Consider the following 26,472-nt stretch of genomic DNA (forward strand, 5'->3'; position numbering starts at 1 on the left):
CTAATTTTTAATTAACCAATCTCCAAATACTAAACAGTTGGTTTAACTACCAATACCGGCACATTAACCATATGCCTTACCTTATTAACCGTGGTGCCAAAAATAAGGTCCTTAAACGCTTTATGACCGTGCGACCCCATCACTATAAAATCTATCTTGTTACTATTTACAATGTCGGCAATAGCCTGCGCGGCTATGCCATAACCAATTTGCGCCTCGGCTTTATATCCTAATTTTTTTAGGGTATCAACATACTTTTTAAGATTATCCACATCACTTTGTGTCTCGTGGTCCAACACGTCGCCACCATAATAACGTGCTCCTGCAGTTTCAACTACGTGGATCAGCGCGTAAGTAGCCTTTTTACCCCCCTGCATTATGGCATGACGTAAAGAGTTAGTGTCGTTTTCAGAAAAATCAATACTAACACCAATATGATGATATTCTATTGCACCCAAATCGCCAATTACAGCAGCAATACCGTGCGGAATATAAATAGGTATATCCTTATGTTTAAACAACCAGGGCCTTATAGTTACATATATTAATAATAAAGCTATGGCTATTACTACCGGTATTACCAAGATATACATCCAAAAAGCGGTTGACGGCGATGCTGTCGCCCAGCTATTAATCTGCTCGTAAACCAATTTGGCGTTTAAGCCAACAATAATAATGGCGCTTGCCCAGGCAGCAATTTTAACTTTAAGGCTGATGGCAAAATTGCCCATCTTCTTTTTATCGGACGTAAAATGTATCAGCGGGATAACCGCGAAACCTAACTGTAAACTCAACACCACCTGGCTTAGTATGATCAGGTTGCCCAAACCATCCTCGCCAGAATAGATAATGGTAAACATGGCAGGCACAATAGCCAGTATCCGGGTTAACAAACGGCGTAACCAAGGCTCAACACGCAGGTTAATATGGCCCTCCATAATGATCTGGCCGGCAAGGGTGCCGGTAATGGTAGAGCTTTGGCCCGCTGCTATTAAAGCAATAGCGAATAATACAGGCGCGGTTTTGCCAAAAATATGCTCGAGTAATTTATAAGCATCCTGGATCTCGGCAATCTGGAAGTAACCGTTTTTAAAGAAGGCGCTGGCTGCCAATATCAATATAGCCGCGTTTACCAAAAACGCCAGGTTAAGTGCAATAACTGTATCAAACAAGTTAAATTTTATAGCTGTTTTAATGCCTGCATCTGTACGGGTTATTTGCCGGGTTTGTACTAATGACGAATGCAGGTACAAGTTATGCGGCATTACCGTAGCGCCAATTATGCCAATGGCGATATATAATGCGCTGCCGGTTAAATTACCGGGTATAAAGCCTAAAGCCACTTCTTTAACATCGGGCGTCACAATAAACATCTCAATTAAGAAAGAAAGACCTACTATAAATATCATCGACACAATAAAGGCCTCTAGTTTACGCATCCCTTTGTTCATCAGGAAAAGCATCAGCAACGTATCAGTAATAGTTAATGATACGCCCCATATCAATGGTAAATGAAATAGCAGGTTTAATCCTATGGCCATACCGATGATCTCGGCCAGGTCGCACGCTATAATGGCTATCTGGGCCAATATATAAAGGCAGAAATTAACAAAACGGGGATAGGTTATCTTTGATGCCTGTGCCAGGTCAAGCCCGCGCACAATACCTAACCGCGCGCTAAGCGACTGTAATAGCAGGGCAATAAGGTTTGATGCTAACAAAACCCAGATCAACCTATAACCAAAAGCACTGCCGCCGGCTATATCTGTAGCCCAGTTACCGGGGTCCATATAGCCAACGCTTACCAGGTAAGCAGGGCCTATAAACGCTAATATTTTTTTCCAGCCGGTTTTGTTTTCTGTCGAAACCGAACTATGGACCTCACCTAATGATTCGTTATGTTTTTGGTTCATACAGCGATCAATAAATTTTTAGCCACTTCACGGCTTATATGTGTAGTGTTTTTTTCAACCTGTAATATCATGGAGTTATCGTATTCAATAATGTCTGTCACTGTTATTTTTTTTCCGATGGTTAGCTGTTGTTTTTCAAGATATTGCAAAAAGCTTGATGAGTGGTCGCGTACACCTGATATCACACCGCCTTCATTCACACTTAGGCCGGCAATGGGTTTAAGCTCATGTTTTTTTAAATTGCCATTACGGTCGGGGATAGGATCGCCATGCGGGTCATGCTTGGGATAGTCCATAAATTTATCAAGGCGGTCTATTAATTCTACTGATGAAATATGTTCCATTTCCTCGGCCATTTCATGCACCTCGTCCCATTTAAAATTTAGCTTCTCCACCAAAAAATATTCCCAAAGGCGGTGTTTACGGATGATATGCAAAGCAATTTTTTCGCCCGTAGTATTAAGCGTCACCCCTTGGTACTTTTCGTAATTAATCAGCTCTTTATCAGCCAGTTTTTTAAGCATATCTGTAACCGATGCAGCTTTGGTGTTTAAAGCTGCAGCTATCTGGTTGGTACTCACGTTCAAATCATTTAACGAGAGATGGTAGATTGCTTTTAGATAGTTTTCTTCGGCTAAAGTATTCATTTAAGCAAATCTAATAAAATTTTTAGACTTGTCTAAAAATGGATGTTAAAAAAATTATATTTTACATATCTTGATATTGAAAAATATAATTTTGTACTTTGTTGTAAATTAGAGACAAGGTTATGGCTGCAGAATTAGATAAGATAGACCTACAAATACTTAAGACCTTACAAGAGAACGGAAGAATAACAAATCTTCAGCTTTCAACAGAAATAGGATTGTCGCCGGCGCCGACTTTGGAGCGTGTGCGAAAACTGGAAAATGCCGAATATATTAAAAGTTACCATGCCCTGGTTGATGAAGAAAAACTGGGCTTGGGTATTAAAACTTTTATACAGATCTCGCTGGATTTTCACCAAAAAAACACCATACAAACTTTTATTGACGAGATACAAGCTATTAAAGAAGTAACGGAGTGCCATCACGTGACCGGCCAGTGTGATTTCCTGCTGAAAGTTTACGTACGCGACATTAAATCATACGAGCAACTGATCATGGAAAAGATAAGCCGCATAAGCGTGGTTAAAACGTTCCAGACGATGATGATCATGTCTACCAGTAAAAAAGAGCCAATAGTGCCGCTTGAATACTAATTATTGACTTAATGAATTATTGAATTGTTGATTTAGGTAAATTCAATAATTCTGTAATTCAATAATTCATATCTAATGTATTTGCCAGTCAATCGGCTTCTCGCCCTGTTGTTCTAAATAAGCATTAGTTTTAGAGAATGGTTTAGAGCCAAAAAAACCGCCATGGCTAATCGCTAACGGTGATGGATGTGTTGATTTGACGATAAGGTGTTTGTTATCATCAATCAATATGGCTTTTGATTGCGCGTAAGCTCCCCAAAGTATAAATACTACACCTTCTTTCTGGTCAGATATAGTTTTAATAACCATGTCGGTAAACTTTTCCCAGCCTTTTTTCTGGTGCGAGCCGGCATTAGCAGCCTGCACGGTTAGTGTGGCGTTTAACAGCAGTATGCCTTGTTCTGCCCATTCAGTTAGGTCGCCGGTAGCGGGGATTTTGAATCCGGGTATGTCTGTCGCTAATTCTTTGTAAATATTTTGCAGTGATGGTGGTACACGCACACCCTTCTGTACAGAAAATGATAATCCATGTGCCTGGTTTGGGCCGTGATAAGGATCCTGCCCTAATATTACTACCTTAACTTCGTTAAATGGGGTTTTGGCAAAGGCAGCAAATATATCGGCACTTTTAGGGTAGATTGTCTTGCCGGCTTGCTTCTCTTCCTTTAAAAAATCCTTAAGCTTAAGCATGTAATCTTTGCCAAATTCGCCACTTAAAACTTCAAGCCATGATGCTTCTAATTCAATTGCCATAAATATTCGCGAAGTGTTGATTAAGAGTACAAATAAACGGATATTTGCACTTCTAAATTATAGGATAACAAATTATGTCAAATATAGTTCGGCTTATAGTAGCCTGCGTTTTTTTTGGTGCCGCTGTCGCACTTTGTGTATTCGGATTTTGGGGATGGGGGATATTGGTACTGCTTTTAGGCGGTATAATCCTGCTGTCGTTTTTCTTTAACGAGAACATGATCATCGCACAATACTTTTTGCGTAAAGAGCAATCAGACAAGGCAGAAGTATGGCTGATGAAGGTAACCGATTACGAAAAGCAATTGCATAAAAACCAACATGGTTACCACAACCTTTTGTTAGGTTTGATCGAATCGCGCAAAGCGCCATTGAAATCAGAAAAATATTTCAAGAAGGCATTATCATTGGGTATGACCATGTCGCATAATACAGCCCTGGCTAAATTAAGCCTTGCTGGTATATCAATGGCTAAACGTAACAAGCGCGAGGCAACGATGTATTTGCAGGAAGCGGCTAAGGATGATAAGAATAAATTGCTTACCGACCAGATAAAGATGATGAAGCAGCAGATGGCCCAAATGGACAAGCAGGTAGTAAAAGGCGGTTATCGCCAACAGTTTTAACTGCAAAAAAATAGCCTTTAAACATATTGTTTAAAGGCTATTTTTCTTCTATCGAACTGAAATAATCAGGCTCTGACGAGTGATTTTTATTGTAGCTGATGTTCCTGTCAGGGATTGAAAGTTTATCATCAGAAGGATCGGCAACCTCTACCAGTTTTAGTAAACTTCTGATAAATGACAGGTTGAAATTCGATCTGTTAAGTTTGATCAAATATTCGCTTTCGGTAATTTCTAATATTGAGTTAGTCATAACTTTGTATAAGATGTGTATTTGTAAAGTTATACAACATTTTGAATTCCAAAGTTTCGTTGATTTTACTATTATATTAAAGAATTGTTAATAACAGTTGTGGAGAATGTAAATTCCACACTAAATATAATATAGCAGGCCAAAATAAAACTATTCAAACCAGGCCATCACAACTTCTTTAGCAGGCATAGTAATTTCCAGTTTCAGTTTTTTACGCATACCCCCCAGATCATTAAACACCTTGTTTGGGTTGCCGGCTTTTAGTTCCTCAACGGTGTTGAAGCCCATTTTATTTAAAACAGGTACCCATTCGGCGGGCACACCAATATTTGTAAAGTCATCCACGCTGGCAACTTTAGCCTTTTTCTCGGGCCGCATTTGCGGGAAGAACAATACTTCCTGTATAGTGCTTTGGTTAGTCAGCAACATCACCAAGCGGTCAATCCCAATACCCAGGCCTGATGTTGGCGGCATACCGTACTCTAACGCGCGTAAAAAGTCGTCGTCCATCGCCATAGCTTCATCATCGCCACGGCCGGCTAATATCAGCTGCTCTTCCAAACGCTCGCGCTGGTCTATCGGGTCGTTTAACTCCGAGTAAGCGTTGGCTATCTCTTTGCCATTTACAAATAATTCAAAACGCTCAACCAAGCCATCTTTGGTACGGTGCTTTTTGGCAAGCGGCGTCATCTCGATAGGATAATCGGTAATATAAGTTGGCTGGATCAGGTTAGCTTCAACTTTAGCGCTAAAGATCTCGTCTATCAGTTTACCTTTACCCATTGACGCGTCAACCTCAATTTTAAGGTCGGCACAGGTTTCGCGTAAGCCGGCTTCGTCCATTTCTGATACATCAATGCCGGTGTATTTCAATATCGAATCATACATCGATAAGCGTGTGTATGGCCCTGCAAAGTTTATTTCGTTGGCACCAACCTGTACGGCTGCAATACCGTGAACAGCACGTGCAACTTCTTCCAGGCAGTTCTCCACCATTTCCATCATCCATATATAGTCTTTGTAGGCTACATATATTTCCATGGCGGTAAACTCGGGGTTGTGAGTACGATCCATACCCTCATTACGAAACATTTTACCAAACTCATATACACCATCAAATCCGGCAACGATAAGGCGTTTTAAATATAACTCGTTAGCTATACGCAAAAACAGCGGCATATCCAGCGTGTTATGATGTGTAGCAAACGGCCGCGCCGCCGCACCACCATGTACAGGCTGCAGGATAGGGGTTTCAACTTCCATCCAGCCCTGGTTATTAAAGTAATTACGCATGGCGCTTATCACTTTAGACCGTTTGATAAAGATCTGTTTATATTCAGGATTAACCGTTAAATCAACGTAGCGCTGGCGGTAACGCATTTCGGCATCGGTAAAGCCATCGTGCATGTTTCCTTCTTCGTCGCGTTTAACAACGGGTAATGGTTTTAGCGATTTAGAGAGAATGGTCATTTCCTGTACGTGCACAGAGATCTCGCCGGTTTGCGTTAAAAATACGTAGCCTTTAATCCCAACATAATCGCCGATATCCAATAGCTTTTTAAATACGGTATTGTATAAGGTTTTGTCCTCGCCCGGGCAAATATCGTCGCGTTTCAGGTAGATCTGCATGCGGCCGGTGCTATCCTGTATCTCGGCAAACGATGCGCTGCCCATGATACGGCGGGTCATGATCCGCCCTGCAATGGTTACACTTTTATAAGTATCCGGGTTAGCCTCGAAATTATCGGTAATGTCCTGCGCAAAATCAGTAACCTTATATTCTTCGGCAGGATATGGGTTAATGCCTAAGGCACGTAATTGTTGTAATGATTCGCGGCGTATAATTTCCTGTTCGGATAGTGCAATACTCATGTTTTGTAACGATATTTTATTAAAGTTGCAAAAATAGGATTTTTTTGGTGAGTAGCGGTCTTAGAGTGCGAGTTATGAATAATGTATTTTTTTGAACGCTAATCGATACCTTTGTTATATGAACGTTAAGGTTATTGCTTTTGATGCTGATGATACACTTTGGGTAAATGAGCCCTATTTCAGGCAATCTGAGGAAGCTTTTTGTACTTTGCTGGAAGAATACCTGCCGCGCCACGAACTGGAGCGGGAGCTGCTTAAAATAGAAATAGCAAACCTTGGTTTATATGGTTACGGGATAAAAGGTTTCATTCTGTCGATGATAGAAACAGCCATGACCGTAACCAATAATATGATCAGCTCCAAAACTATCGGCGAGATAATTGACTTGGGCAAGCAAATGCTTAACCAGCCTATTGAGCTATTGGATGGTGTAGAAGAAGTATTAAAGGAACTTAAAGGCAAATACCGGTTGGTTGTTGCTACCAAAGGCGACCTGCTTGACCAGGAACGCAAACTACGCAAATCAAACCTGAATAGCTACTTTCACCATGTTGAGATCATGTCTGAAAAGGATGATGCCAATTATTTGAAGCTGATCAAACACCTGGATATCCGCCCGAGCGAATTGCTGATGGTGGGCAACTCGCTTAAAAGTGATGTGCTGCCGGTATTGAATATCGGCGGTTATGCCATCCATGTGCCCTACCATATTACCTGGGCCCACGAAGAAATTGAGCAGAGCATAGATAGCGGTATGTTTAAAAGCGTGGAGTGTATTAAGGATGTGTTGGCTTTTGTTTGATCTTTATGATCCACGCGAATGTGGATCAAGTGGATCAAGCTGGATCAGGATTTTATCTAATTATTTGACAATCAGTATTTTGGTAAAATCAGATGGATCAAAATGAATCGCCTTTTAGGTCAGGTTTTTTATAGCTGATTTATTTGTAAATAGCTGATAATTATATTGTTGCAATTTTGCCGATTTTTAGGGGTTGGATCAAGGACTTTGTATCAAGTTGGATCAAAAAACTGGTCTTAAACTTCCTGCGAGGAGCGCAGCTCTGCAGCGTGCGATTGCCACGCTACGCTCGCAATGACAAATTTTAATCAGCCTCCACATCCCCGGTATACAATTCCTCAATTGCGTCAGCATATTTTTTTTCTATCACTTTACGCTTGGCTTTCATGGTAGGAGTGATCTCGCCGTCTTCCATGCTGAAAGGTTTGCGTTTGATCTTGAAGTTTTTAATGCGCTCAAATTTTGCCAGCTCGTTAGATAGTTTTTTAATATCCTGGTTTAGCCAGTCCTTTATCTCTTTGTTCTCAATAAACGGATCGGGTTCTTCAAAGAAGGTATCGTCCAACCCAAACTGTTCCTGTAAAGCCTCTTTTGCCGGGATGATGAACGCGGTAATGTACTCTTGTTTATCACCCAATAAAAACACCCCCTCAATTTTGGGGCTTTTCAGGTAGGTATTCTCTACCGGTGTTGGGTAAACGTTTTTGCCGTAAGCGTTAACCAGCATGTTTTTTAGCCTGTCGGTAATTTGCAGGTTGCCTTTAAAATAACGGCCGATATCGCCGGTATGCAGCCAGTTGTCTTTGTCTATTGTAGCAGCGGTCTCTTCAGGCTTATTCAGGTAGCCCTTCATCACGCAATGCCCGCGAACGATGATCTCGCCCTCTTCCGACTGAAAATCTTCCTTAAACGATTCGTGGGTTTGTATAGTGTAGATCTCCCTGGTATCAATATTTTGTATAGCTACCTCTATTCCAGGTACAATACGGCCAACGGTGCCATAAATCTGGCGGTGAACTTCTGTAACAGCCATTACCGGCGATGTCTCTGTAAGTCCGAAACCTTCCAGTACTTTTATACCAAGGTCGCCAAAAAACTCGCCGATGTTTTTGGGCAGGGCGCCGCCGCCTGATAGCATGATCTTTAGGTTACCACCCGTACGCTCTTTTATCTTGCTGAATACTAATTTTTCGGCTACGGCATGCTGCCCATTTAATATCAAGCCCGATTTTTTACCGTCCTCGTTAGCTATGCGGTATTTGCGGCCAATATCCAGTGCCCATAAAAATATTTTTGCTTTCACTCCGCCTGCGCCGGTGCCGTTTTTCATGGCGCGGTCGTGTATTCGTTCTAATAATCGCGGTACGCAATTCATCACGTTTGGCTTAACCTCGCCCATGTTTTTTGCCAATAACTCCAGGCTTTGCGCGAAGGCTATTTTAGCGCCCGAGTACAAGCAAACATGATAGGTAGCCGTACGCTCAAATACGTGCGATAGGGGGAGGAAGGATAAAAACACATCCGTTTTTTCGATGATGGGGATCTGTACCAAGCTTACCCGCACATTCTCTACCAGGTTTTTATGTGTTAGCATTACACCTTTGGGGATCCCGGTAGTACCGGAGGTATATATCAAACATGAAAGATCAGATGGTAAAATGGCCTCGCGTGCAATTTTAATGTCCGATACATGCTTTTCAACCAATGTTAAACCAATACTTATCAATTCTGTAAACCCGATAATACCCGCGTTTAACCGTTGTTTTTCCAGGTATTTCTCATAATCATCAAATGCCGGGATGATACGTTCGAGCGCGGGGCAGTTGTTGGCAATTTTAAGTACTTTCCTGAATAAAAACGGATTGCCGCAAATGATGGTACGCGCACCCGAATCATTTAAAATGTACTCAATTTCAGTCTCAGTAAGGGTAGGGTAGATGGAGGTATTTACGCCACCAATTTGCTGCAGTGCCTGGTCATAATAAATAAAATCAGGACCGTTCTCTATGATCAGCGCCAGCTTATCGCCTTTTTTTATGCCGATATCTAAAAACCAGGCAGAGATAGCGTCAATCTTATCTAATGCTTCGCCATAGGTAATATCAACCCATTCTTCGCCCACTTTATGACTTAAAAAAGTATGTGTGGCAGGATGGATGTGCTTAACTAAATAGCGTATAAGGCTGGGTACGGTTGGGCGCTCAGTTACTGAATTCATTTATCTATAATCAGGTTTATAAGAGAAACAAAGCTAATTTTATTTTTCAAAAACGGAAAGCCTGGCAAATTGCGGTAGCCGTGATATTTTTACTACCTTCATGGCATAATTACTATCACTACATATCAACAACGGATCACTAAAAATCCGAATCCTTAATTAGGATAACATGCACCGCTAAAAAGCGGCCGGCTTTGTATTATCCTTTCTTAATCCTGTTTATTATTCAATTATTTATTGCTTTTAAGGCTTTGCAGGCATTGATATGCCTATATCTAAACAAAATGGAACAAAAATCCAATAAAACAACAGTGGCCGAATTTTATAAACGCATAGTTGGCCAGCGCGATAGTTCATTGATCAACCAATACGTACACGAACACTATATACCACATAGCCCAATGGGCCGGGATGGGCGCGAAAGCTTGTTTGAAATGATCGAATTTTTAAAAACGCTGCCGCCACCGGCCGAAACCAAGTCGCCGGTAAAGCGGTTAATAGGCGATGGCGAGTTAGTGATAATCCAACTCGATATCTCATTTATGGGTAAGCGTATGGTTGTGATAGATTTATTTCGCGTGGCGGATGGGCTCCTCGCTGAACATTGGGACGCCGTGCAGGAGATAGCTGCCGAAAATGACTTGATGACAGATGGAGCGTTGATCATTAATAGCTATGCAGATACTGATGCTAACCAACTGTTGGTAAGCAATTTTTATCGGGATGTATTTGAAAATCACGATACTCGCCTGCTCAATAGCTATCTAACAACTGATTATATCGAACATAATTTAGCCGAACGCCTGGATGACTATTATCATCATTCAATTAAGGTTCATCGTATAATATGCGAGGGCGATTTTGTCGTTGTTCAATCAGAATATCTCAAAGATTCTCAATCGTTCGCTTTATATGATATCCTGCGAATTGAAAACGAAAAAATAGCAGAACACTGGAGTGTGCAACAGGCAATACCTGATGTTATGCCGCATACTAACGGGATGTTGTAATCCAGGTAACAAAAAAGCCATCCAGTATTAACGGATGGCTTTTTAAATATTGTTAGGATACGGTTATACCGAGAAGCTCTCGCCGCAACCGCAGGTACGGCTGGCGTTAGGGTTATGAAAGTTAAAACCTTTACCGTTTAACCCGTCCGAGAAATCAAGCTCGGTGCCTGCCAGGTATAAAAACGATTTCATATCCAGGCACATGCGTACGCCCTTGTCTTCGAAAAACTGGTCGCCCTTTTTCTCCTCGTTATCAAAATCGAGATTATAAGATAACCCAGAACATCCTCCCCCTTGTACAGAAACCCGCAGGAAATAAGAGGCATCAAGCCCCGAATCACGCATCAGATCCTCTACTTTACTTTTCGCTTTATCAGTTACAGTTACCATTTGTTAGTTAGTATTGAGTCTTGAGTGATGAGTTTTGAGCTGCAGAGCTGTTAAACTCACTACTCAAAACTCATCACTCAAAACTTAATTAGTGATGCGATTTTTCAACTTCCAAAGCTTCCATGCCATTTTTAACGCGGAAGTCGTTGATAGCTGCTTTAATTGCATCCTCTGCCAAAACAGAGCAGTGAATTTTTACCGGTGGCAATGCTAATTCTTCAACAATATCCATGTTGTCAATTTTCATTGCGTCGTCGATAGATTTTCCTTTTAACCACTCGGTAGCTAAAGATGATGAAGCTATAGCCGAGCCGCAGCCGAAAGTTTTAAACTTAGCATCAGTGATGATGTTGTCATCACCTACCTCAATTTGCAGGCGCATAACGTCGCCGCACTCTGGTGCACCAACTAAGCCGGTACCCACCTTATGACTGCTTTTGTCTAAGGTACCAACGTTGCGCGGGTTGGTGTAATGATCAATTACTTTATCTGAATATGCCATTTTCTTGTGTGTTTTATGTTTGTTGTACGTATTACGTTGTAAGTTTTACGTGTTTGTTATTGTAAATTTTCATCTAACGTAAAACGTAAAACGTCCCACGTCTAACATTAATTAGTGTTCTGCCCACTCAATCGAGTCAAGGTCAATGCCTTCTTTAAACATTTCCCAAAGCGGCGACATGTTGCGTAAGTTTGTAACCGCTGTTTTGGTTACTTCAACAGCGTAATCAACCTCTTCTTCGGTAGTGAATCTTCCCAATCCAAAACGTATCGAAGAGTGTGCCAGGTCATCAGATAAGCCTAAGCTTTTTAATACGTATGATGGCTCTAAAGACGCTGATGTACAAGCCGATCCTGAAGATACAGCCAGGTCCTTCATTGCCATCATTAAACCTTCGCCCTCAACATATTTAAAGCTGATGTTTGCAACATGTGGCAAGCGGTGCTCAACGTTTCCGTTTACATAGCTTTCTTCTAATACGGTTAATGCGTTTTGTAATTTATCGCGCAAAGCTGATAAACGTATTGCTTCGCTTTCCATTTCAAGTCCGCACAGTTCTGCAGCTTTACCCAAGCCAACAATACCCGGTACGTTTAATGTGCCTGAGCGCATACCGCGTTCGTGGCCGCCACCGTCCATTTGTGCGGTAACTTTAACACGCGGCCCTTTACGGCGTACGTATAATGCACCTACGCCTTTAGGTCCGTAAAATTTATGTGCCGATAAGGCTAAAAGGTCAATACCGTCTCTGTTTACATCAACAGGTATTTTACCAACCGCCTGTACTGCATCAGTCATAAACAATGCGCCGTATTTATGTGCTATAGCTGATATTTCTTTTATAGGTTGTATAACACCTATCTCGTTGTTACCATACATAACAGAAACTAAGATAGTTTCGGGCGTCATGGCGGCTTCTAATACGGCAAGGTCAAGCAAACCGTCTTCTTTAACAGGCAGGTAAGTAACCCTACCGCCCAGTTTTTCAACGTGTTTACAAGCGTCTAATACAGCTTTATGTTCGGTAACCGTAGTAATAATGTGGTTGCCTTTTTCTTTATACATTTCAAAAACACCCTTAATAGCAAGGTTGTCTGATTCTGTTGCTCCTGATGTGAAGATGATCTCTTTCTCGCTTGCACCAATTAATTTGGCCACTTGCTCACGTGCATAATCAACACCTTCTTCTGCTACCCAGCCAAACGGATGGTTGCGGCTGGCAGCGTTACCAAACTTTGTAGTGAAGTATGGTATCATTGCTTCCAGCACTCTTGGGTCCATAGGTGTGGTAGCATTGTTATCAAGGTAAATTGGGATATTCATATCTAAATAATTAATAGTACAAAGATATGCAAACATTTTTATTTAAAATCATTCAATATAAGGGAAAACCGTCATATTAAACTAATAATTTAAACTTTAGGTCACTTATAACGTATAGTTATTTAAAAGTGTTGGTTAATCTATTTAAAATTTAAGACCTTTGCTTTTTTAACAAGCGGTTCGCCAAATCCTTAAAATTTTTGTAATTTTAAGTGTTGTTACTAATCATAATGGCAACCGCAAATTCTAATAACTACATTGATGAGTATCATTCACAATAAAGATATCGGTACCAAACAAAAGGCCCTTGCTATTAACCTCGACCCCAAAATTTACGGCTCATTTGCAGAGATAGGCGCAGGGCAGGACGTTGCCGCCAATTTTTTCAAAGCCGGCGCTTCATCAGGTACCATTGCCAAAACCATGTCGGCCTATGATATGACTGTTTCTGACGCTATTTACGGTGCATTAAAAGTTAAACGATATGTGAGCGAGTCGCGCCTGATGGCGATGCTTAACCACGAGTATAATCTGCTGATTGAGCGGCTGGCCGAACAGCGCGGTGATAACACAACTTTCTTTGCTTTCTCTGATACCGTATCAACCCTTAACTATCATAAAACCAACGAGGCCCATGGCTGGATGGGTGTGCGTTTCCAGTTAGAGCCAAACGGGCCGTTTAACGACGTGATACTACACGTTAAACTGCTGGATACCGACAATAACCTGCAGCAGCAAGCCGTAGGTGTATTAGGTGTCAACCTGTTATATGCCTGCTTTTACTATAACGAAGTAGCGCCGGCGTTTTTGCTGTCGCTGATGGACGAATTAAGCCGCGACCGTATCCAGATAGATATGATCCAGTTTGAGGGGCCAAATTTCGAGAAGGTGGACAACCGCCTGATGAGCCTGCACCTGGTTAAATACGGTTTCTCTGACGCGGCGCTGTTTGGGCCGGATGGCGAGAACGAGCAACCATCAGAAGCTTTATATAAGAAACATGTTGTGGTTATAAGGGGCCGTTTCCGCCCGATAATTAACGTGCACCTGGATATGCTGAACACCGGCGTTAAGCAGTTTATGCAGGAGCCCGATGTTGATAAGAAGAATGTGGTGGTGGTTACCGAGCTTACCCTGCAATCGCTGGTTGAGCGGGATGCCGACCCTAACACGGAGATTGACGAAAAAGACTTCCTTGACCGGGTGGATATCCTGTGCTCGTTAGGGCAAACGGTGTTGATATCCAACTTCCACGAATATTATAAACTGGTGTCGTATTTGTCAAAGATCACCAGCTTAAAGTTGGGTGTGGTACTGGGCTATCCTAACCTGGAATATATTTTTGGTGAAGAGCATTATAAGGACCTGCCCGGCGGGATCCTGGAGTCATTCGCTACGTTGTTTAGCCGTAAGGTGAAGTTGTTTATATACCCAACGCTGCGTAACGGCGTTATCATGAACTGCCTGCGCTTTTACCCGCCGCCGCATTTAATCGACCTGTACCGCTACCTGATAGCGAATAACAAGATAGAAGACATCCGCAACTACAACGAGAATAACCTGCATGTACAAACTGATATTGTATTGCAATTGATCAAACAAGGGGCGGATGGCTGGGAGCAATTTGTACCACCCGAAGTTGCCAAGATGATAAAGGAACGCTGCCTGTTTGGCTACCCTTGTGCTGTTGACCCTGCAACTGGCGAGCCGGCTAAAACGGACGAATTGCTACGAAGTAATCCTTAATTTTCGACGTGTTTTGTTTCACGGGTATATGAAACAGATGAAACAAGTGAAACAATATTTTGACTTATCTAATTGTTAATGAGTGTTTTGTGAAAAAGAAGTGAAACAAAATGAAACAAGATTTTAAGTTAAGTTATTGTTAATAAGCGCTTTGCGAAAAGTTGGTGAAACAAGAATAAAGCGACTTATAAGCCGGTAAACAAGAAATTTATAGCTAAAGTCATTTATTTCGGCATATTTGTACATGAACAAAATAGAGCATATTGGCATTGCCGTGACCGACCTACAAGCTGCCGGCGACCTGTATGAAAAGCTATTAAATACCACCGTTTATAAGATAGAAGACGTAGCCACCGAAGGCGTAAAAACCGCGTTCCTGCAAAGTGGACCTAATAAGATCGAACTGCTTGAGGCATCTTTTGCCGATAGCCCCATTGCCAAATTTATAGCCAAAAAAGGGGAGGGAATCCATCATATCGCGTTTGAGGTTGATGATATTAAAGCAGAAATGGCCCGCCTTAAAAGTGAAGGTTTTATTTTGTTAAGCGATGAACCTAAGCCAGGTGCAGATAATAAGCTGGTTTGTTTTGTGCATCCTAAAAGTGCGGGTGGGGTGTTGGTGGAGTTGGTGCAGGAGGTGAGGTAAGTAGGGTGAGGAAGTAATCACAATGATTTTAAGTTCATAATAAAAATCATAACTTTGAATATAAGAAGCAACGGAGGAACTTATTATGAGAATAACAATTGATATAGATAGTAAGAGTGAGTTAGAAAAGTTATCTGCTTTGTTTAAAACATTTAATACGGTTACGGTTGTATCGTCCGATGAACCTATTATGCCCATAATTAAAGGTGATAAGAAAATTGATCCAAAATCTTTGTTTAGTATCTGGGTAAAAAAACCAAAATCGTTAGAAGATATTCGTAAAGCCGGCTGGCAAAGAAATTAAGTATTTGTAATGGTTTTGTGTGATACTAACGTCTTTATTCACGCTTTTAATGGCAGGCAGGATACTATTGATAGACTAACAGAAGTTGGTTTAGAAAACGTTGCACTTTCGGTTATAACAGTCATGGAACTTTACCAGGGAATGAGTAATAAGATTGAGCTGGCCCAAATGAAACGAAAGATAAAATACTATGATATTGTTGAGATAGATGCAGAAATATCTAAAATGGCCGCTACGTTAATCGAAGATTTTAGGTTAAGTCATAATTTACAGATACCTGATGCAATTATCGGTGCCACCGCTGTAATTTGTCAAATCGCTCTTTTTACTTACAACACTAAAGATTTTAATTTTATACCTGGTATAAAATTGATTTAATATTATCCCTTGTTTTAAGGTAAAACTCCGAACAACGTAATTAAAATCACCAATCTTTAATCTTGAATAACTAATCTTCAACACCCTGTTAATAATTTTTTTATTTCCCCTTTCTAGTTTACAATTAAAATACTACATTTGCACCTCTTTTATAAGAAGATTAAACAATGAAAAAAGATCTGCATCCATCAAACTATAGATTAGTTGTATTTAAAGATATGTCAAACGACTATTCTTTTATCACTAAATCATGTATCGACACCCGTGAAACTGTAAAGTGGGAAGACGGTAACGAATATCCATTAGTAAAATTAGAGATTTCTCATACATCGCACCCTTTCTATACCGGTAAAATGAAACTGGTTGATACTGCTGGTCGTATTGATAAATTCCGTACACGTTATAACAAGTAATATCAACTTGTTAATAAAATATTTACCGGTCCCGGCTTTGCAGTCGGGACTTTTTTTATTTTTGCGCTATGGCAATTATCCTGTTTGACGATAGCGCACACCTATCGCTTCTGCCCTTAACTTATACCCGCCCGGTTGCCGACCTGCGCATTGGTATTTTAACCATTGCCGAAAAGTGGGCCAAATACCTGGATACCACGTATTCTTTTCAAACACAACCTTACCTGCAAGCTAAATTCCCGATAAAATTAGGAGTTGATGATCTGTACATCAACGGCTCTGTTTGCCCGGACGAAGGTTTAGTTGAAGCCATAAGCCAGCTAAAAACCGGCGAGGCGTTAAAGCAAGGCGATTTTTTGATCGCGGCTAAAGCAGCCACTGATGCGGATTTTAGCCGGGTTGTTAATTATGATCCGTTTTTCATCAGCATAAAATATCCTGAACATATTTTTAGCAAAAACGATATTGAGCTGCGCAAGGATTTTAAGCTGCTTACAAAAGGCAGAACAAGCGCAGAGATAAGCAATACTAATATCATTATCGGTACAGATTTTTTTGCCGAGAAAGGCGCTACTGCCGAGTGCTCGACCTTTAATACTACAAACGGCCCTATTTATTTAGGTAAAGACAGCAGTGTTTGGGAAGGTACCAACATCCGCGGGGCTTTGGCGTTATGCAATAATTCGCAGATTAAGATGGGCGCGAAGATCTATGGCGCTACTACTATTGGGCCGTATTCAAGAGTAGGCGGCGAGATCAATAACGCGGTTATATGGGGTTATTCGTCTAAGGGCCATGAAGGCTATTTGGGCAACGCCGTGATGGGCCAATGGTGCAATATCGGTGCTGACAGCAATAACTCGAACCTTAAAAACAATTACGCCGAGGTAAAACTGTGGGATTATACTACCGGACGCTTCCGTAAAACGGGCCTGCAATTTTGCGGCTTAATTATGGCCGACCATGCCAAATGCGGTATCAATACTATGTTTAATACCGGTACAGTAGTAGGGGTTAGCGCCAACGTTTTTGGAACGGGCTATCCGCGTAACTTTGTGCCTGATTTTGCCTGGGGCGGCGCGCAGGGTTTCGAGGTATATACTATCAAAAAAATGTTTGAAACCGCTCACTTGGTTTTCGAACGCCGCGAAATGGAGTTTGATGAAAAGGAGCAGGAGATATTAAAAACCGTTTTTGAATTGACGGAGAGTTACAGACAAGTATTTTAACATATAGCTGTATAACGTAGCGATGGGTTTCAAATCCCTCACTATTAATGCTAATTACATATAACATTAAAACCAATCATGAGAAAAAAAATCGTAGCCGGAAACTGGAAAATGAACTTAGATTATAACGAAGGTTTATCCTTGTTCAGCGAAGTTGTAAATATGGTAAATGACGAAGCTACCGGATCACAGGAAGTAGTAGTTTGCAGCCCTTTTATTCATTTACACAGCCTGGTGCAATTGGCTAAAGGTTCGGCAAAGGTTGCTATCGGCGCGCAAAATGCCCACCAGGCAGAGAGCGGCGCTTATACCGGCGAGATCTCGGCCAAACAAGTAAAATCTACCGGCGCTGCTTACGTAATTTTAGGCCACTCAGAGCGTCGCCAGTATTTTGGCGAGACTAATGAGCTTTTAGCTAAAAAAACCGATACGGCGTTAGCTAATGACCTTAAACCGATATTCTGCATTGGCGAAACATTGGCAGAGCGCGAAGCTAACGTGCATTTTGATATCATCAAAGGCCAGTTGGTTGAAGGCGTATTCCATTTAGATGCTGCTGCATTTAGCAAATTGGTTTTAGCTTATGAGCCTGTTTGGGCCATTGGTACCGGTGTTACTGCAACGTCAGACCAGGCGCAGGAGATCCACGCTTTTATTCGTAAAGAAATTGCTGGTAAATATGATCAGGGTGTAGCGGATGCTACCACCATTTTATACGGCGGAAGCTGTAACCCGAAAAATGCTGCCGAACTATTTGCCTGCGCAGATATTGACGGCGGTTTAATTGGCGGCGCGTCTCTAAAATCACGCGATTTTACGGATATTGTAAAAGCGTTTAATTAGACGTTAGGAATGATAATAATTGAGAAATCAGACCAGCTGAAGTTTGGTATAGCATCGAAGGTGTTTTTACCTGTTTTGGCTGGTTTGATTCTTTCAATGTTTATCTATCAAATTTATTCACGGTTTAATCCAGCCGAGGACGGTGGTATAGATAGTTGGTCATTGGTGTGGATAATTGCTTTAATCGTTTATCCGTTACTCTCATTAATACAATGGCCGATTGTCGCTTTTATTTGGAACAGGATAATTGTTCAATCTAAATCTTTTCTATTGTCCTGTCTGGTTACTGTATTGACTCTAAGTATCTCCTTTGGTGTTTTTTTGGGCTATCTAAGTTGGGCAAGGCAATTTGCCCTAAAGGATTTGATTATGGCTATTTCAATAGTGACAGTAATCCAACTGTTATATTGGACTATCAATTTTTTTGTTCTCTTTGCTTTAGAAAAATCTAATTCAACCATTTGAAATAAAGTAAGTAGATGTTGAAGTATCTAATCAAAATCATACTGCCCCCTTTAATTGCCTTTTTTGCGTTTGCTTTATTTGTAAAGCTTACGCCTGATCTTCATCGGATTAACGGCTTAGAAAACCTGGGCGACTACACAGTACCCGGCCTGATAGCATACTATAAAATATTCGCACCGGGCCAGATACTAATTGCCTTACTAACCCAATGGCTCATAGCCATGCCGCTTTGGAAGAAGATATTGGCGAAACCTAAAGCAGCTATACTTATTTTTAGTTTGATGCTGTTTGTTTGCACAGTTTGCGCATTTGGACTGGCATATATCATTTGGGATCCCGCTACTGCTGTCGGTTATTTGATCCAGATTGGCCTGTTTATGACAGGGGTACAGGTGTTTTACTGGGTGATAAACTTTTTATCGCTGTACCTGTTGGATTTTAAATCATTTAAAAAGGCTAAGCCCGAAGCCGAAACTGAAGAATAACTATGAATTACTACGAACTTACTTTCACTACCCAAACCACCGAAGCTTACCAGCAGGACCTTTTAATTAATGCTTTGGGCGAAGGGGGTTTCGATACATTTGAAGAGATCGAATCGGGCTTTAAAGCTTATATCCCGGAAACGGATTTTAAGGAGGATGCTATAACAGAAGCACTAATGCCTTACCGGGATATGTTTGATTTTAGTTACCAAGTAACGCTCATTCCCCAAAAAAACTGGAACGAGGTATGGGAAAGTAATTTTGAACCGATAGCCATAGGCAATGCGGTATTTGTTCGGGCTACTTTCCACGACCCACGCCCCGAGTTTAAGTACGAGATCGTTATCGACCCTAAAATGGCTTTCGGTACCGGGCATCACCAAACTACCGCTATGGTTTTACAGTTGATGCTGGAGAATGATTTTGCTGGTAAAAAAGTACTGGATATGGGCTGCGGTACAGGTATATTGGCCATCATGGCATCCAAATTGGGCGCCACTGATATCGCAGCTATTGATTACGACCCGGTATGCTATGAAAGTACCGTCGAAAACTCACAGCTAAACCATATCAATAATATTACCGCCCTTTGCGGCTCGAAGGAAGCTATACCTAACGAGCAATACGATACCATCCTGGCTAATATCAACCGCAATATATTGATCGACCAGATGTCGCGTTACTCGGAAGCTTTAAAGCCCGGTGGCGAAATCTATTTCAGCGGTTTTTATGAATCGCCCGATCTGGATATTATCAAAGCCGAGGCCGGTAAATACGGCATGAACTACATCACCCATAAAAAAGACAAAGAATGGGTAGCTGCTAAGTTTGTGAAGTAATGTTTTTCTCCTTGTCATTCTGAGCTATAGCGAAGAATCTTATACGCTTTACTCATCGCACTTACAAGATCCTTCGCTATCGCTCAGGATGACAATCTGAGTAAAACCCAATTTACATTTTTAATTGTCCCCTCAGGGTCCTCATTGAGAGACCCGGAGGCAACTGTGAAGTAGTATTAAACTTAACTGCAGCAAACCCAATTTACATTTATGTGTTTTATTTGACAGAGTAAACTGCTGCACCAATTAACTTTGTACCGTAATTAACTTTTAGACTAAAAAAGTCAAAAAGACATATATCTAAATTTCACTGTCATGAAGACCTATCTTGTACCTATCGATTTTTCGCCCGCATCAATAAACGCTGCCGGGTTTGCTGCCGAACTGAGTAAACAAACCAATGTTGAAAGCATCATTTTACTAAACGCTTATTACGTATCGCCTATTGAAACGTTGTTACCCAATCCGGATATGGTGCAGGTGTTTGAAGAGGAGGTAGAACAAAACGCGGCGGACAGGATAACAAAGCTTACTCATTTACGCGATAAGCTAAGCAAAAAGGTAAGGGCAGGGGTACAGGTCAGTATCCATTTAAACCGGTCGCATTTATTACGCGCTGTGGTCGAAAACGTATTTACAAAAAATGCCGACCTGGTAATTTTAGGCAGTAAGGGCAACAGCAGCCGGAGCGACTCGGATATAGGGAGCCACGTTGTCAGCATATCAAAAGCCAGCCCGGTGCCTGTAGTTGTGGTGCCGCCGGGCTATAGTTTTAATGACATTAAAAGGGTAGTTGTAGCCTGCGATTTTGAAAAGGTTAAGGATACCGTTCCGTTAGCGTCACTAACACGCCTGCTTGACAAGAAGAAGTTTGAGTTACTGGTGGTTAATGTCGACAAAGAAAGCAAGCACCAGGCGGGTGATGCCGAACGTATAGCCGAAGGAAGCGCCTGGTATGATATGCTTGCCCCTTATAAGCCCAAATATAGCTATGTTAACAGCCCGGATGTAATAAACGGGATATTGCAGTTTGCTACCGATAATGACGCGCAATTGGTAATAGCACTACCGCATAAATACAGCTTTTTTCAGTCGCTGCTGCATGATAGTGTGTCGCAGCAACTGGCAGCAAGCTCGGCGGTGCCGGTGCTGTTATTGAAATGATAAATGCTTTGTTAAGCCAATGGTTTTTGTGTTAATTTGCACCTGTTTACAAGCATAACCTGCGAAAAATACATGAGGGTACATTTTATAGCCATAGGCGGCAGTGCTATGCACAACCTGGCCATTGCACTGCATAAAAAAGGATTTGAAGTAACGGGATCAGACGATGTGTTATTTGAGCCCTCTGTATCGCGCCTGGCGAAGTATGGCATATTACCTGCGGAAAATGGCTGGTATCCTGAAAAGATCACTACAGATCTGGACGCCATTATTTTAGGCATGCATGCCCGTATTGATAATCCTGAACTACTAAAAGCGCAGGAACTGGGTATTAAGGTTTACTCTTACCCCGAATACATTTACGAACAATCAAAAGATAAATTACGTGTTGTAATAGGGGGTAGCCACGGCAAAACCACCATTACATCCATGATCTTACACGCCCTTCAAGCTGCAGGTAAAGATTTTGATTACCTGGTTGGTGCACAGCTGGAAGGCTTTGAAACAATGGTGAAGCTAACCAAAGAAGCACCCATTATTGTAATTGAGGGCGATGAATATTTGGCTTCGCCGATAGACAGGCGGCCGAAGTTTCATTTATACAAAGCAAATATTGGTGTGATAAGCGGGATAGCCTGGGATCATATTAACGTTTTTCCTACTTTCCAGAGTTATATAGATCAGTTTAAGATCTTTATTGAGACTATACAGCCCGGCGGTACTTTAATTTACAGCGAGACAGATGCGGTTTTAAATGAAGTGGTTGCCGGGGATGAATCACATGTAAGCAAACAACCCTACGATTTGCCTGTGTACAGCATCGAAAATGGAATTACCACTATTTTGTCTGATGGCGAAAAGTATCCGCTTGAAGTATTTGGCGAACATAACCTGTTAAACATGCAGGCGGCCCGTTTGGTATGCGAAGGCTTAGGCATCAGCAAAGCTGATTTTTATAGATATATTACAACCTTTAAAGGCGCGGCGCGTAGGTTAGAACTGGTTGGTAAGAGTGATAACGCTACCGTTTTTAAAGATTTTGCCCACTCGCCGTCAAAATTAGAAGCAACGATACATGCCGTTAAAACCCAGTTCCCGGACAGGAAGCTAATAGCCTGCATTGAACTGCACACGTTTAGTAGTTTAAATAAAGATTTTTTAGCCCAATATGCCGGCACCATGGATGAGGCCGATGTTGCTATTGTTTTTATTGATAAGAAAACTTTCGAACAAAAAAAGATGGAACCCTATCCCGCCGAAACGGTACAGGCTGCTTTTGCTAAAAATGATTTGACTTTTTTTAATGATCCTCAACTATTATTAACTGATTTACAACAGCTTAAGTTGGTTGATGCCAACCTGTTAATGATGAGTTCGGGAAACTTTGGTGGAATTGATCTGATTCAACTTAAAAATAAAATATTACAATAATTGTTTTAAATAAAAAAATATTAGTAACTTTATTAACTATTGAGAAACCCTTACCCTATTATTACAGACCCTAAATGAAGTCACTAGGAAAAAAAATCAGACTATTACGTCACCAGAAGGCATGGAGCCAGGAAGATGTTGCAAAGAGGTTAGATATTTCTATTCCTGCTTTTTCAAAAATTGAAACAGGCATAACTGATATTAACTTATCTCGTCTTGAACAGATCTCCAATTTATTTGAGATGTCGGTAGTCCAGTTATTAACTTTTAATGACATGGAGCAAGAGCAGAAATTTGTTAACGAACTGGATTTGGTTAATAAAAAATTGACCGACAGGGAAGTTGAAATTATAGAATTGCAGAAAAAAGTTATTGAACTTTTTGAGGAATTAAGGCATAATAAAGCTACCGCTTAATTAGCGTAACGCTTATCTAATATATTAAGGCTTATACAGGCTACATTATGCATGTATGAGCCTTTCTTTTTGCCGTAAATTAATTAAATATATAACGCATAGTTAAATGCTTGTTGGCAAACGTAGCTTCCATAGATTTGTGTAAGGCTACCATCTTTTCGTTAAAATCGCCTACCCATGATAGTTCCAACACGTTATATTGTTTAAGCGGTAACACATACTCGCCTAATTTTATAAATAGCGCCGATTCAAGGCCATGGTTTTGAAACTTTTGTTTAGTACCCATTACAATAGCCCGCATGCGTGTAACGCCTTTCCATTTATAATATAAAAATTTAAGCTTACCTACTAAATCAAGCTTGCCGTGTAATGGTTTTAGCATTTGGTTGGCATCAGGCAATACGATGTTAAATGATGCTGGTTCGCCATTGACATAAGCAAACCAAATTAAATTCTCATCCATAATTGGCTTCATTTTGGTGAAGCTTTCTAATATAGTGTTGTAAGTAATAGGGACAAAGTTTTCAAATCCCACCCAGGCATCGTTGTATATTTCAATAAAATCAGCAGCAAATTTTTTTATTTGTTTTGCTTCCAGGTGTTTAAATTCATACCCCGGTTTTTGGCTAACCCATTTAGCTATTTTATAAAAACGTTCGGGGAAGGGCTTATTTACATCCAAATGGTTGGTTATCTGCTCGTACATTTTTTTAAACCCGTAGTTTTCAAAAAACGCCTGATAATAGGGCGGGTTATAATTCATACCGTATGATGGCGGCGAAAACCCCTCTACCAGCAATCCCCAAAAGGTATCGTTTTCGCCAAAATTAATAGGGCCATCCATAGCTTGCATGCCGTTTTCATGCAACCAGTTTTTAGCTGCATCAAATAACATAAAGGCGGCTTGTTGGTCGTTTATGCATTCAAAAAAGCCCATGCCGCCCGTTGGCTGCTCATAGTTATAAGCTTTCTTTTCGTTGATAAACGCGGCAACCCTGCCAATCAATTCGCCTTTGTCATTTTTTAAGATCCAACGGGTGCATTTGCCGTATTGATGAAAATTATTTTTAAGCGGATCAAACACTGCTTCAATATCATTATCAAGCGGGCAAACCCAGTTGTCGTCATTTTTATAAATTACGCGGGCTGTGTTTAAAAAATCTTTTTTAGTGGCTTTGTCTTTAACTTCGGTTAGGATCATGCAGGATTATAAAAATATAAAAAAAGCATCCGAAAGGGATGCTTTAAAATACGTTATGTAATAAATTATTAATAATCGTCGTCATCGTCATCGTCGCCGAACTCTTCAAAGCCCAGGTCATCTAAAGGGCCATCAAAGTCTTCGTCTTCATCAACTACCTTTTTCTTAGGCGTTGTTTCCAAATCGTCGTCATCATCTTCTGCATCCGTGTCCCTTGGAATGTTCTTGTCTGCAATTTTTTTTGGCGTTCCCATGCGGTAATTGTTTATTATAAATAAAATTGGATAAGCTTATACGAATTTACAAAAATCTATGCTGATACGTTGTTGTTATTTATTAGTAAAAATAACGAAAAATCAATTTGAAAGAAAAAACATTTAAAATTTATTCTTGTTGTTCGCCAATTGATGTAGAGTTATCTATAAGTTCTTTAATATTAGGTAATTCTTGAATATTATTTATCCCAAAATAGTCCATAAATAGTGCGCTGGTGCCATATAAAATTGGTTTTCCTAAGGCTTCCGACTTCCCGTTTATTGCGATCAACTCCTTTTCTAACAACTTTTGTATCGAATAATCGCAGTTTACCCCGCGAATCTGCTCAACTTCGGTTTTAGTTACCGGCTGCTTGTAAGCAATAATAGCCAACGTCTCTAAAGCGGCCTGGCTCAGTTTCTTTTTTGATCGTTGTAATTGTAAAAGGCTGATAACCGGGTGGTAGGTTTTTTTAGTTAAAAACTGGTAACCATTGCTCAGGTTAACCAACTCGATGGCAAAGTTTTCTGCCGAGTATTTAGTTTTTATATTTTCAATACTGCCGGTTACCTCATCAAGCAAAAAATCGCGTTCAAAAGTCGCCTGCAAACAATACACTATCTCTTCAACACGTATGCTTTGTTCCGAAGCAAAAACAAGAGCCTCTATATACAATTCAGGATTTTCCATTATTCAGTAAAATTAGTATTCCCCGCAGGTGTGACAAGTTTATTTTTAAAAAAACGGCACTATATAGCTGGAAATATAATAATTGACATTTTTTTAATTGCAGGTTAATTGATTGTCGCCTTGGGTATAAAACGTGGCATAGTTATTGGCTCGTCCATTTTGGACGAAAATTAGAAAAAATGCAATTATTTACCATTTTTTTAATAAAATATCAATAATTCCTGAAAGGAGTGATAAGATATTGAAAATATGAAAACCGCATCAAATACATTAAGCGTATCTAAAAAAGGAACATCAGTAAACAAACAACTAAAAACATATCTGAAACAACAATCAATTACTTCCTTATGAAAACAGAAACACTAATTGAAAATGCTGACGTGAACATGGCCCGGAGGTCGTTTTTACGTTATGCCGGAGCCGGGGCCGCCGCTGTTGGCGTACTTGCTGCAGCGTCTTGTACCAAAGGTACTGACAATAACATGGGTATGCCCGTTGATCCGCCAAAAAACACCGGTATTGATATCGGCGCTAAAGGCGATTTGGCAATATTAAACTACGCCTATGCGCTTGAACAACTTGAAGCCGCTTTTTATATTAACGTTGCCGCACACATGTACACAGGTGCTTCGGCAGATGAAATTGCGTTACTAACTGACATTCGTGACCACGAAGTTGCACACAGACAGTTTTTTAAGGCAGCATTAGGTGCTAACGCAATTGTATCATTAACTCCAAACTTTAGTGCTATTGACTTTAGCAGCCGTACACAGGTGCTGGCAGCAGCCAAAGCTTTTGAAGATACCGGTGTTAGTGCATATAACGGCGCAGGTTACCTTATCCAAAACACCGAGTATTTGCTATTAGCCGGTAAGATCGTATCTGTTGAAGCACGCCATGCTGCATACATCCGCAACCTGGTTAGCCCGGGTAGTTTTGCTGACAGTACTATACTGGATGCAAGCGGAATGGACAAACCGCAAACTATTGCACAGGTATTGGCAATTGCAAACACTTACCTTACAACTAAAGTAAGTGCGTCTAATTATGGTTATGTAGCATCTTAAA

The 26,472-nt window shown here is 40.8% G+C and carries 30 protein-coding genes; 18 read left to right on the forward strand and 12 right to left on the reverse strand.

Features of this window, described 5'->3' with window-relative positions:
- Nucleotides 1-29: 29 nt before the first annotated feature.
- Both ABIB50_RS00740 and ABIB50_RS00745 read right to left on the reverse strand, forming a co-directional pair.
- Nucleotides 30-1,913, reverse strand: a complete 1,884-nt coding sequence (locus ABIB50_RS00740) for an Nramp family divalent metal transporter (protein WP_429376396.1) — start codon at nt 1,911-1,913, stop codon at nt 30-32.
- Nucleotides 1,910-2,560, reverse strand: a complete 651-nt coding sequence (locus tag ABIB50_RS00745) for a metal-dependent transcriptional regulator (RefSeq protein WP_429376398.1) — start codon at nt 2,558-2,560, stop codon at nt 1,910-1,912. Before ABIB50_RS00745 ends, ABIB50_RS00740 begins: the two co-directional genes overlap by 4 nt.
- A gap of 122 nt (nt 2,561-2,682) precedes the next feature.
- Between ABIB50_RS00745 and ABIB50_RS00750 the strand changes: the two genes are divergently transcribed.
- On the forward strand, nt 2,683-3,153 hold the full coding sequence (locus ABIB50_RS00750; protein WP_429376400.1) for an Lrp/AsnC family transcriptional regulator: 471 nt from the start codon (nt 2,683-2,685) through the stop codon (nt 3,151-3,153).
- Nucleotides 3,154-3,225: 72 nt separating this feature from the next.
- Here the strand turns inward: ABIB50_RS00750 and ung are convergent, their stop codons facing one another.
- Nucleotides 3,226-3,906 carry a uracil-DNA glycosylase gene (gene ung / locus ABIB50_RS00755; protein ID WP_429376401.1) on the reverse strand — a complete coding sequence of 227 codons (681 nt, stop codon included), beginning with the start codon at nt 3,904-3,906 and terminating at the stop codon, nt 3,226-3,228.
- A 74-nt stretch (nt 3,907-3,980) separates the two neighbouring features.
- On the opposite strand from ung, the gene ABIB50_RS00760 reads away from it, so the two are divergent.
- Complete coding sequence (locus ABIB50_RS00760; RefSeq protein WP_429376402.1) at nt 3,981-4,532, forward strand: DUF2892 domain-containing protein; 552 nt, start codon at nt 3,981-3,983, stop codon at nt 4,530-4,532.
- A gap of 37 nt (nt 4,533-4,569) precedes the next feature.
- On the opposite strand, the gene ABIB50_RS00765 is transcribed toward ABIB50_RS00760, so the two are convergent.
- Complete coding sequence (locus ABIB50_RS00765; RefSeq protein WP_429376404.1) at nt 4,570-4,782, reverse strand: hypothetical protein; 213 nt, start codon at nt 4,780-4,782, stop codon at nt 4,570-4,572.
- A 150-nt stretch (nt 4,783-4,932) separates the two neighbouring features.
- On the reverse strand, nt 4,933-6,654 hold the full coding sequence (gene lysS, locus ABIB50_RS00770) for a lysine--tRNA ligase (protein ID WP_429376406.1): 1,722 nt from the start codon (nt 6,652-6,654) through the stop codon (nt 4,933-4,935).
- A gap of 118 nt (nt 6,655-6,772) precedes the next feature.
- Here lysS and ABIB50_RS00775 point away from each other — a divergent pair, with 118 nt between their 5' ends.
- Nucleotides 6,773-7,456, forward strand: coding sequence for an HAD family hydrolase (locus ABIB50_RS00775; RefSeq protein ID WP_429376408.1), 684 nt, complete (start codon nt 6,773-6,775; stop codon nt 7,454-7,456).
- Between the two features lie 304 nt (nt 7,457-7,760).
- Here the strand turns inward: ABIB50_RS00775 and ABIB50_RS00780 are convergent, their stop codons facing one another.
- On the reverse strand, nt 7,761-9,674 hold the full coding sequence (locus ABIB50_RS00780) for an AMP-dependent synthetase/ligase (protein ID WP_429376409.1): 1,914 nt from the start codon (nt 9,672-9,674) through the stop codon (nt 7,761-7,763).
- Between the two features lie 284 nt (nt 9,675-9,958).
- Between ABIB50_RS00780 and ABIB50_RS00785 the strand changes: the two genes are divergently transcribed.
- Nucleotides 9,959-10,684, forward strand: coding sequence for a nuclear transport factor 2 family protein (locus tag ABIB50_RS00785; RefSeq protein ID WP_429376411.1), 726 nt, complete (start codon nt 9,959-9,961; stop codon nt 10,682-10,684).
- A gap of 63 nt (nt 10,685-10,747) precedes the next feature.
- Here the strand turns inward: ABIB50_RS00785 and ABIB50_RS00790 are convergent, their stop codons facing one another.
- From ABIB50_RS00790 to ABIB50_RS00800, 3 genes are all read right to left on the reverse strand, one after another.
- A complete protein-coding gene (locus ABIB50_RS00790; RefSeq protein WP_230544493.1) occupies nt 10,748-11,074 on the reverse strand; it encodes a HesB/IscA family protein in 327 nt (108 codons plus the stop codon).
- Nucleotides 11,075-11,162: 88 nt separating this feature from the next.
- A complete protein-coding gene (gene iscU / locus ABIB50_RS00795) occupies nt 11,163-11,576 on the reverse strand; it encodes a Fe-S cluster assembly scaffold IscU (protein WP_230544492.1) in 414 nt (137 codons plus the stop codon).
- 111 nt (nt 11,577-11,687) lie between these two features.
- Complete coding sequence (locus ABIB50_RS00800; protein WP_429376414.1) at nt 11,688-12,899, reverse strand: IscS subfamily cysteine desulfurase; 1,212 nt, start codon at nt 12,897-12,899, stop codon at nt 11,688-11,690.
- Nucleotides 12,900-13,160: 261 nt separating this feature from the next.
- On the opposite strand from ABIB50_RS00800, the gene ABIB50_RS00805 reads away from it, so the two are divergent.
- The 13 genes from ABIB50_RS00805 to ABIB50_RS00865 all read left to right on the forward strand — a co-directional run bounded on the left by ABIB50_RS00805 (nt 13,161) and on the right by ABIB50_RS00865 (nt 23,258).
- Complete coding sequence (locus tag ABIB50_RS00805) at nt 13,161-14,645, forward strand: TonB-dependent receptor (RefSeq protein WP_429376415.1); 1,485 nt, start codon at nt 13,161-13,163, stop codon at nt 14,643-14,645.
- A 244-nt stretch (nt 14,646-14,889) separates the two neighbouring features.
- Nucleotides 14,890-15,291 (forward strand): methylmalonyl-CoA epimerase, encoded by a 402-nt coding sequence (mce, locus tag ABIB50_RS00810; protein WP_429376417.1) that lies wholly within the window; start codon nt 14,890-14,892, stop codon nt 15,289-15,291.
- 85 nt (nt 15,292-15,376) lie between these two features.
- Nucleotides 15,377-15,595, forward strand: a complete 219-nt coding sequence (locus ABIB50_RS00815) for a hypothetical protein (RefSeq protein WP_429376419.1) — start codon at nt 15,377-15,379, stop codon at nt 15,593-15,595.
- 9 nt (nt 15,596-15,604) lie between these two features.
- Complete coding sequence (locus tag ABIB50_RS00820; RefSeq protein ID WP_429376420.1) at nt 15,605-15,973, forward strand: type II toxin-antitoxin system VapC family toxin; 369 nt, start codon at nt 15,605-15,607, stop codon at nt 15,971-15,973.
- Between the two features lie 167 nt (nt 15,974-16,140).
- Complete coding sequence (locus ABIB50_RS00825) at nt 16,141-16,386, forward strand: type B 50S ribosomal protein L31 (protein ID WP_175268733.1); 246 nt, start codon at nt 16,141-16,143, stop codon at nt 16,384-16,386.
- Nucleotides 16,387-16,454: 68 nt separating this feature from the next.
- On the forward strand, nt 16,455-17,615 hold the full coding sequence (locus tag ABIB50_RS00830; RefSeq protein WP_429376421.1) for a GlmU family protein: 1,161 nt from the start codon (nt 16,455-16,457) through the stop codon (nt 17,613-17,615).
- A 78-nt stretch (nt 17,616-17,693) separates the two neighbouring features.
- A complete protein-coding gene (gene tpiA / locus ABIB50_RS00835; protein ID WP_429376423.1) occupies nt 17,694-18,458 on the forward strand; it encodes a triose-phosphate isomerase in 765 nt (254 codons plus the stop codon).
- A 9-nt stretch (nt 18,459-18,467) separates the two neighbouring features.
- Nucleotides 18,468-18,923, forward strand: coding sequence for a hypothetical protein (locus ABIB50_RS00840; protein ID WP_429376425.1), 456 nt, complete (start codon nt 18,468-18,470; stop codon nt 18,921-18,923).
- Nucleotides 18,924-18,937: 14 nt separating this feature from the next.
- Nucleotides 18,938-19,408, forward strand: a complete 471-nt coding sequence (locus ABIB50_RS00845) for a hypothetical protein (RefSeq protein ID WP_429376427.1) — start codon at nt 18,938-18,940, stop codon at nt 19,406-19,408.
- Between the two features lie 2 nt (nt 19,409-19,410).
- Entirely contained in the window at nt 19,411-20,247 is an 837-nt protein-coding gene (gene prmA, locus ABIB50_RS00850; RefSeq protein WP_429376429.1) for a 50S ribosomal protein L11 methyltransferase, read from the forward strand.
- A gap of 315 nt (nt 20,248-20,562) precedes the next feature.
- Complete coding sequence (locus ABIB50_RS00855) at nt 20,563-21,411, forward strand: universal stress protein (RefSeq protein ID WP_429376431.1); 849 nt, start codon at nt 20,563-20,565, stop codon at nt 21,409-21,411.
- Between the two features lie 72 nt (nt 21,412-21,483).
- The gene (locus ABIB50_RS00860; RefSeq protein WP_429376433.1) at nt 21,484-22,842 is read left to right on the forward strand and encodes a UDP-N-acetylmuramate--L-alanine ligase; all 1,359 of its coding nucleotides are present in this window, start codon (nt 21,484-21,486) and stop codon (nt 22,840-22,842) included.
- Between the two features lie 74 nt (nt 22,843-22,916).
- Nucleotides 22,917-23,258 carry a helix-turn-helix domain-containing protein gene (locus ABIB50_RS00865; RefSeq protein ID WP_429376435.1) on the forward strand — a complete coding sequence of 114 codons (342 nt, stop codon included), beginning with the start codon at nt 22,917-22,919 and terminating at the stop codon, nt 23,256-23,258.
- 79 nt (nt 23,259-23,337) lie between these two features.
- Here the strand turns inward: ABIB50_RS00865 and ABIB50_RS00870 are convergent, their stop codons facing one another.
- From ABIB50_RS00870 to scpB, 3 genes are all read right to left on the reverse strand, one after another.
- Nucleotides 23,338-24,459 (reverse strand): GNAT family N-acetyltransferase, encoded by a 1,122-nt coding sequence (locus ABIB50_RS00870; protein WP_429376437.1) that lies wholly within the window; start codon nt 24,457-24,459, stop codon nt 23,338-23,340.
- A gap of 68 nt (nt 24,460-24,527) precedes the next feature.
- Nucleotides 24,528-24,713, reverse strand: coding sequence for a hypothetical protein (locus tag ABIB50_RS00875; protein WP_429376439.1), 186 nt, complete (start codon nt 24,711-24,713; stop codon nt 24,528-24,530).
- A gap of 130 nt (nt 24,714-24,843) precedes the next feature.
- The gene (gene scpB / locus ABIB50_RS00880; protein ID WP_429376441.1) at nt 24,844-25,404 is read right to left on the reverse strand and encodes an SMC-Scp complex subunit ScpB; all 561 of its coding nucleotides are present in this window, start codon (nt 25,402-25,404) and stop codon (nt 24,844-24,846) included.
- A gap of 347 nt (nt 25,405-25,751) precedes the next feature.
- On the opposite strand from scpB, the gene ABIB50_RS00885 reads away from it, so the two are divergent.
- Nucleotides 25,752-26,471: a ferritin-like domain-containing protein gene (locus ABIB50_RS00885; protein ID WP_429376442.1), complete on the forward strand. Its 720-nt coding sequence runs from the start codon at nt 25,752-25,754 to the stop codon at nt 26,469-26,471.
- Nucleotide 26,472 lies beyond the last annotated feature (1 nt).

Origin of the sequence: Mucilaginibacter sp. UYCu711 (assembly GCF_050433825.1) — a bacterium.
Taxonomy (GTDB): Bacteria; Bacteroidota; Bacteroidia; order Sphingobacteriales; family Sphingobacteriaceae; genus Mucilaginibacter.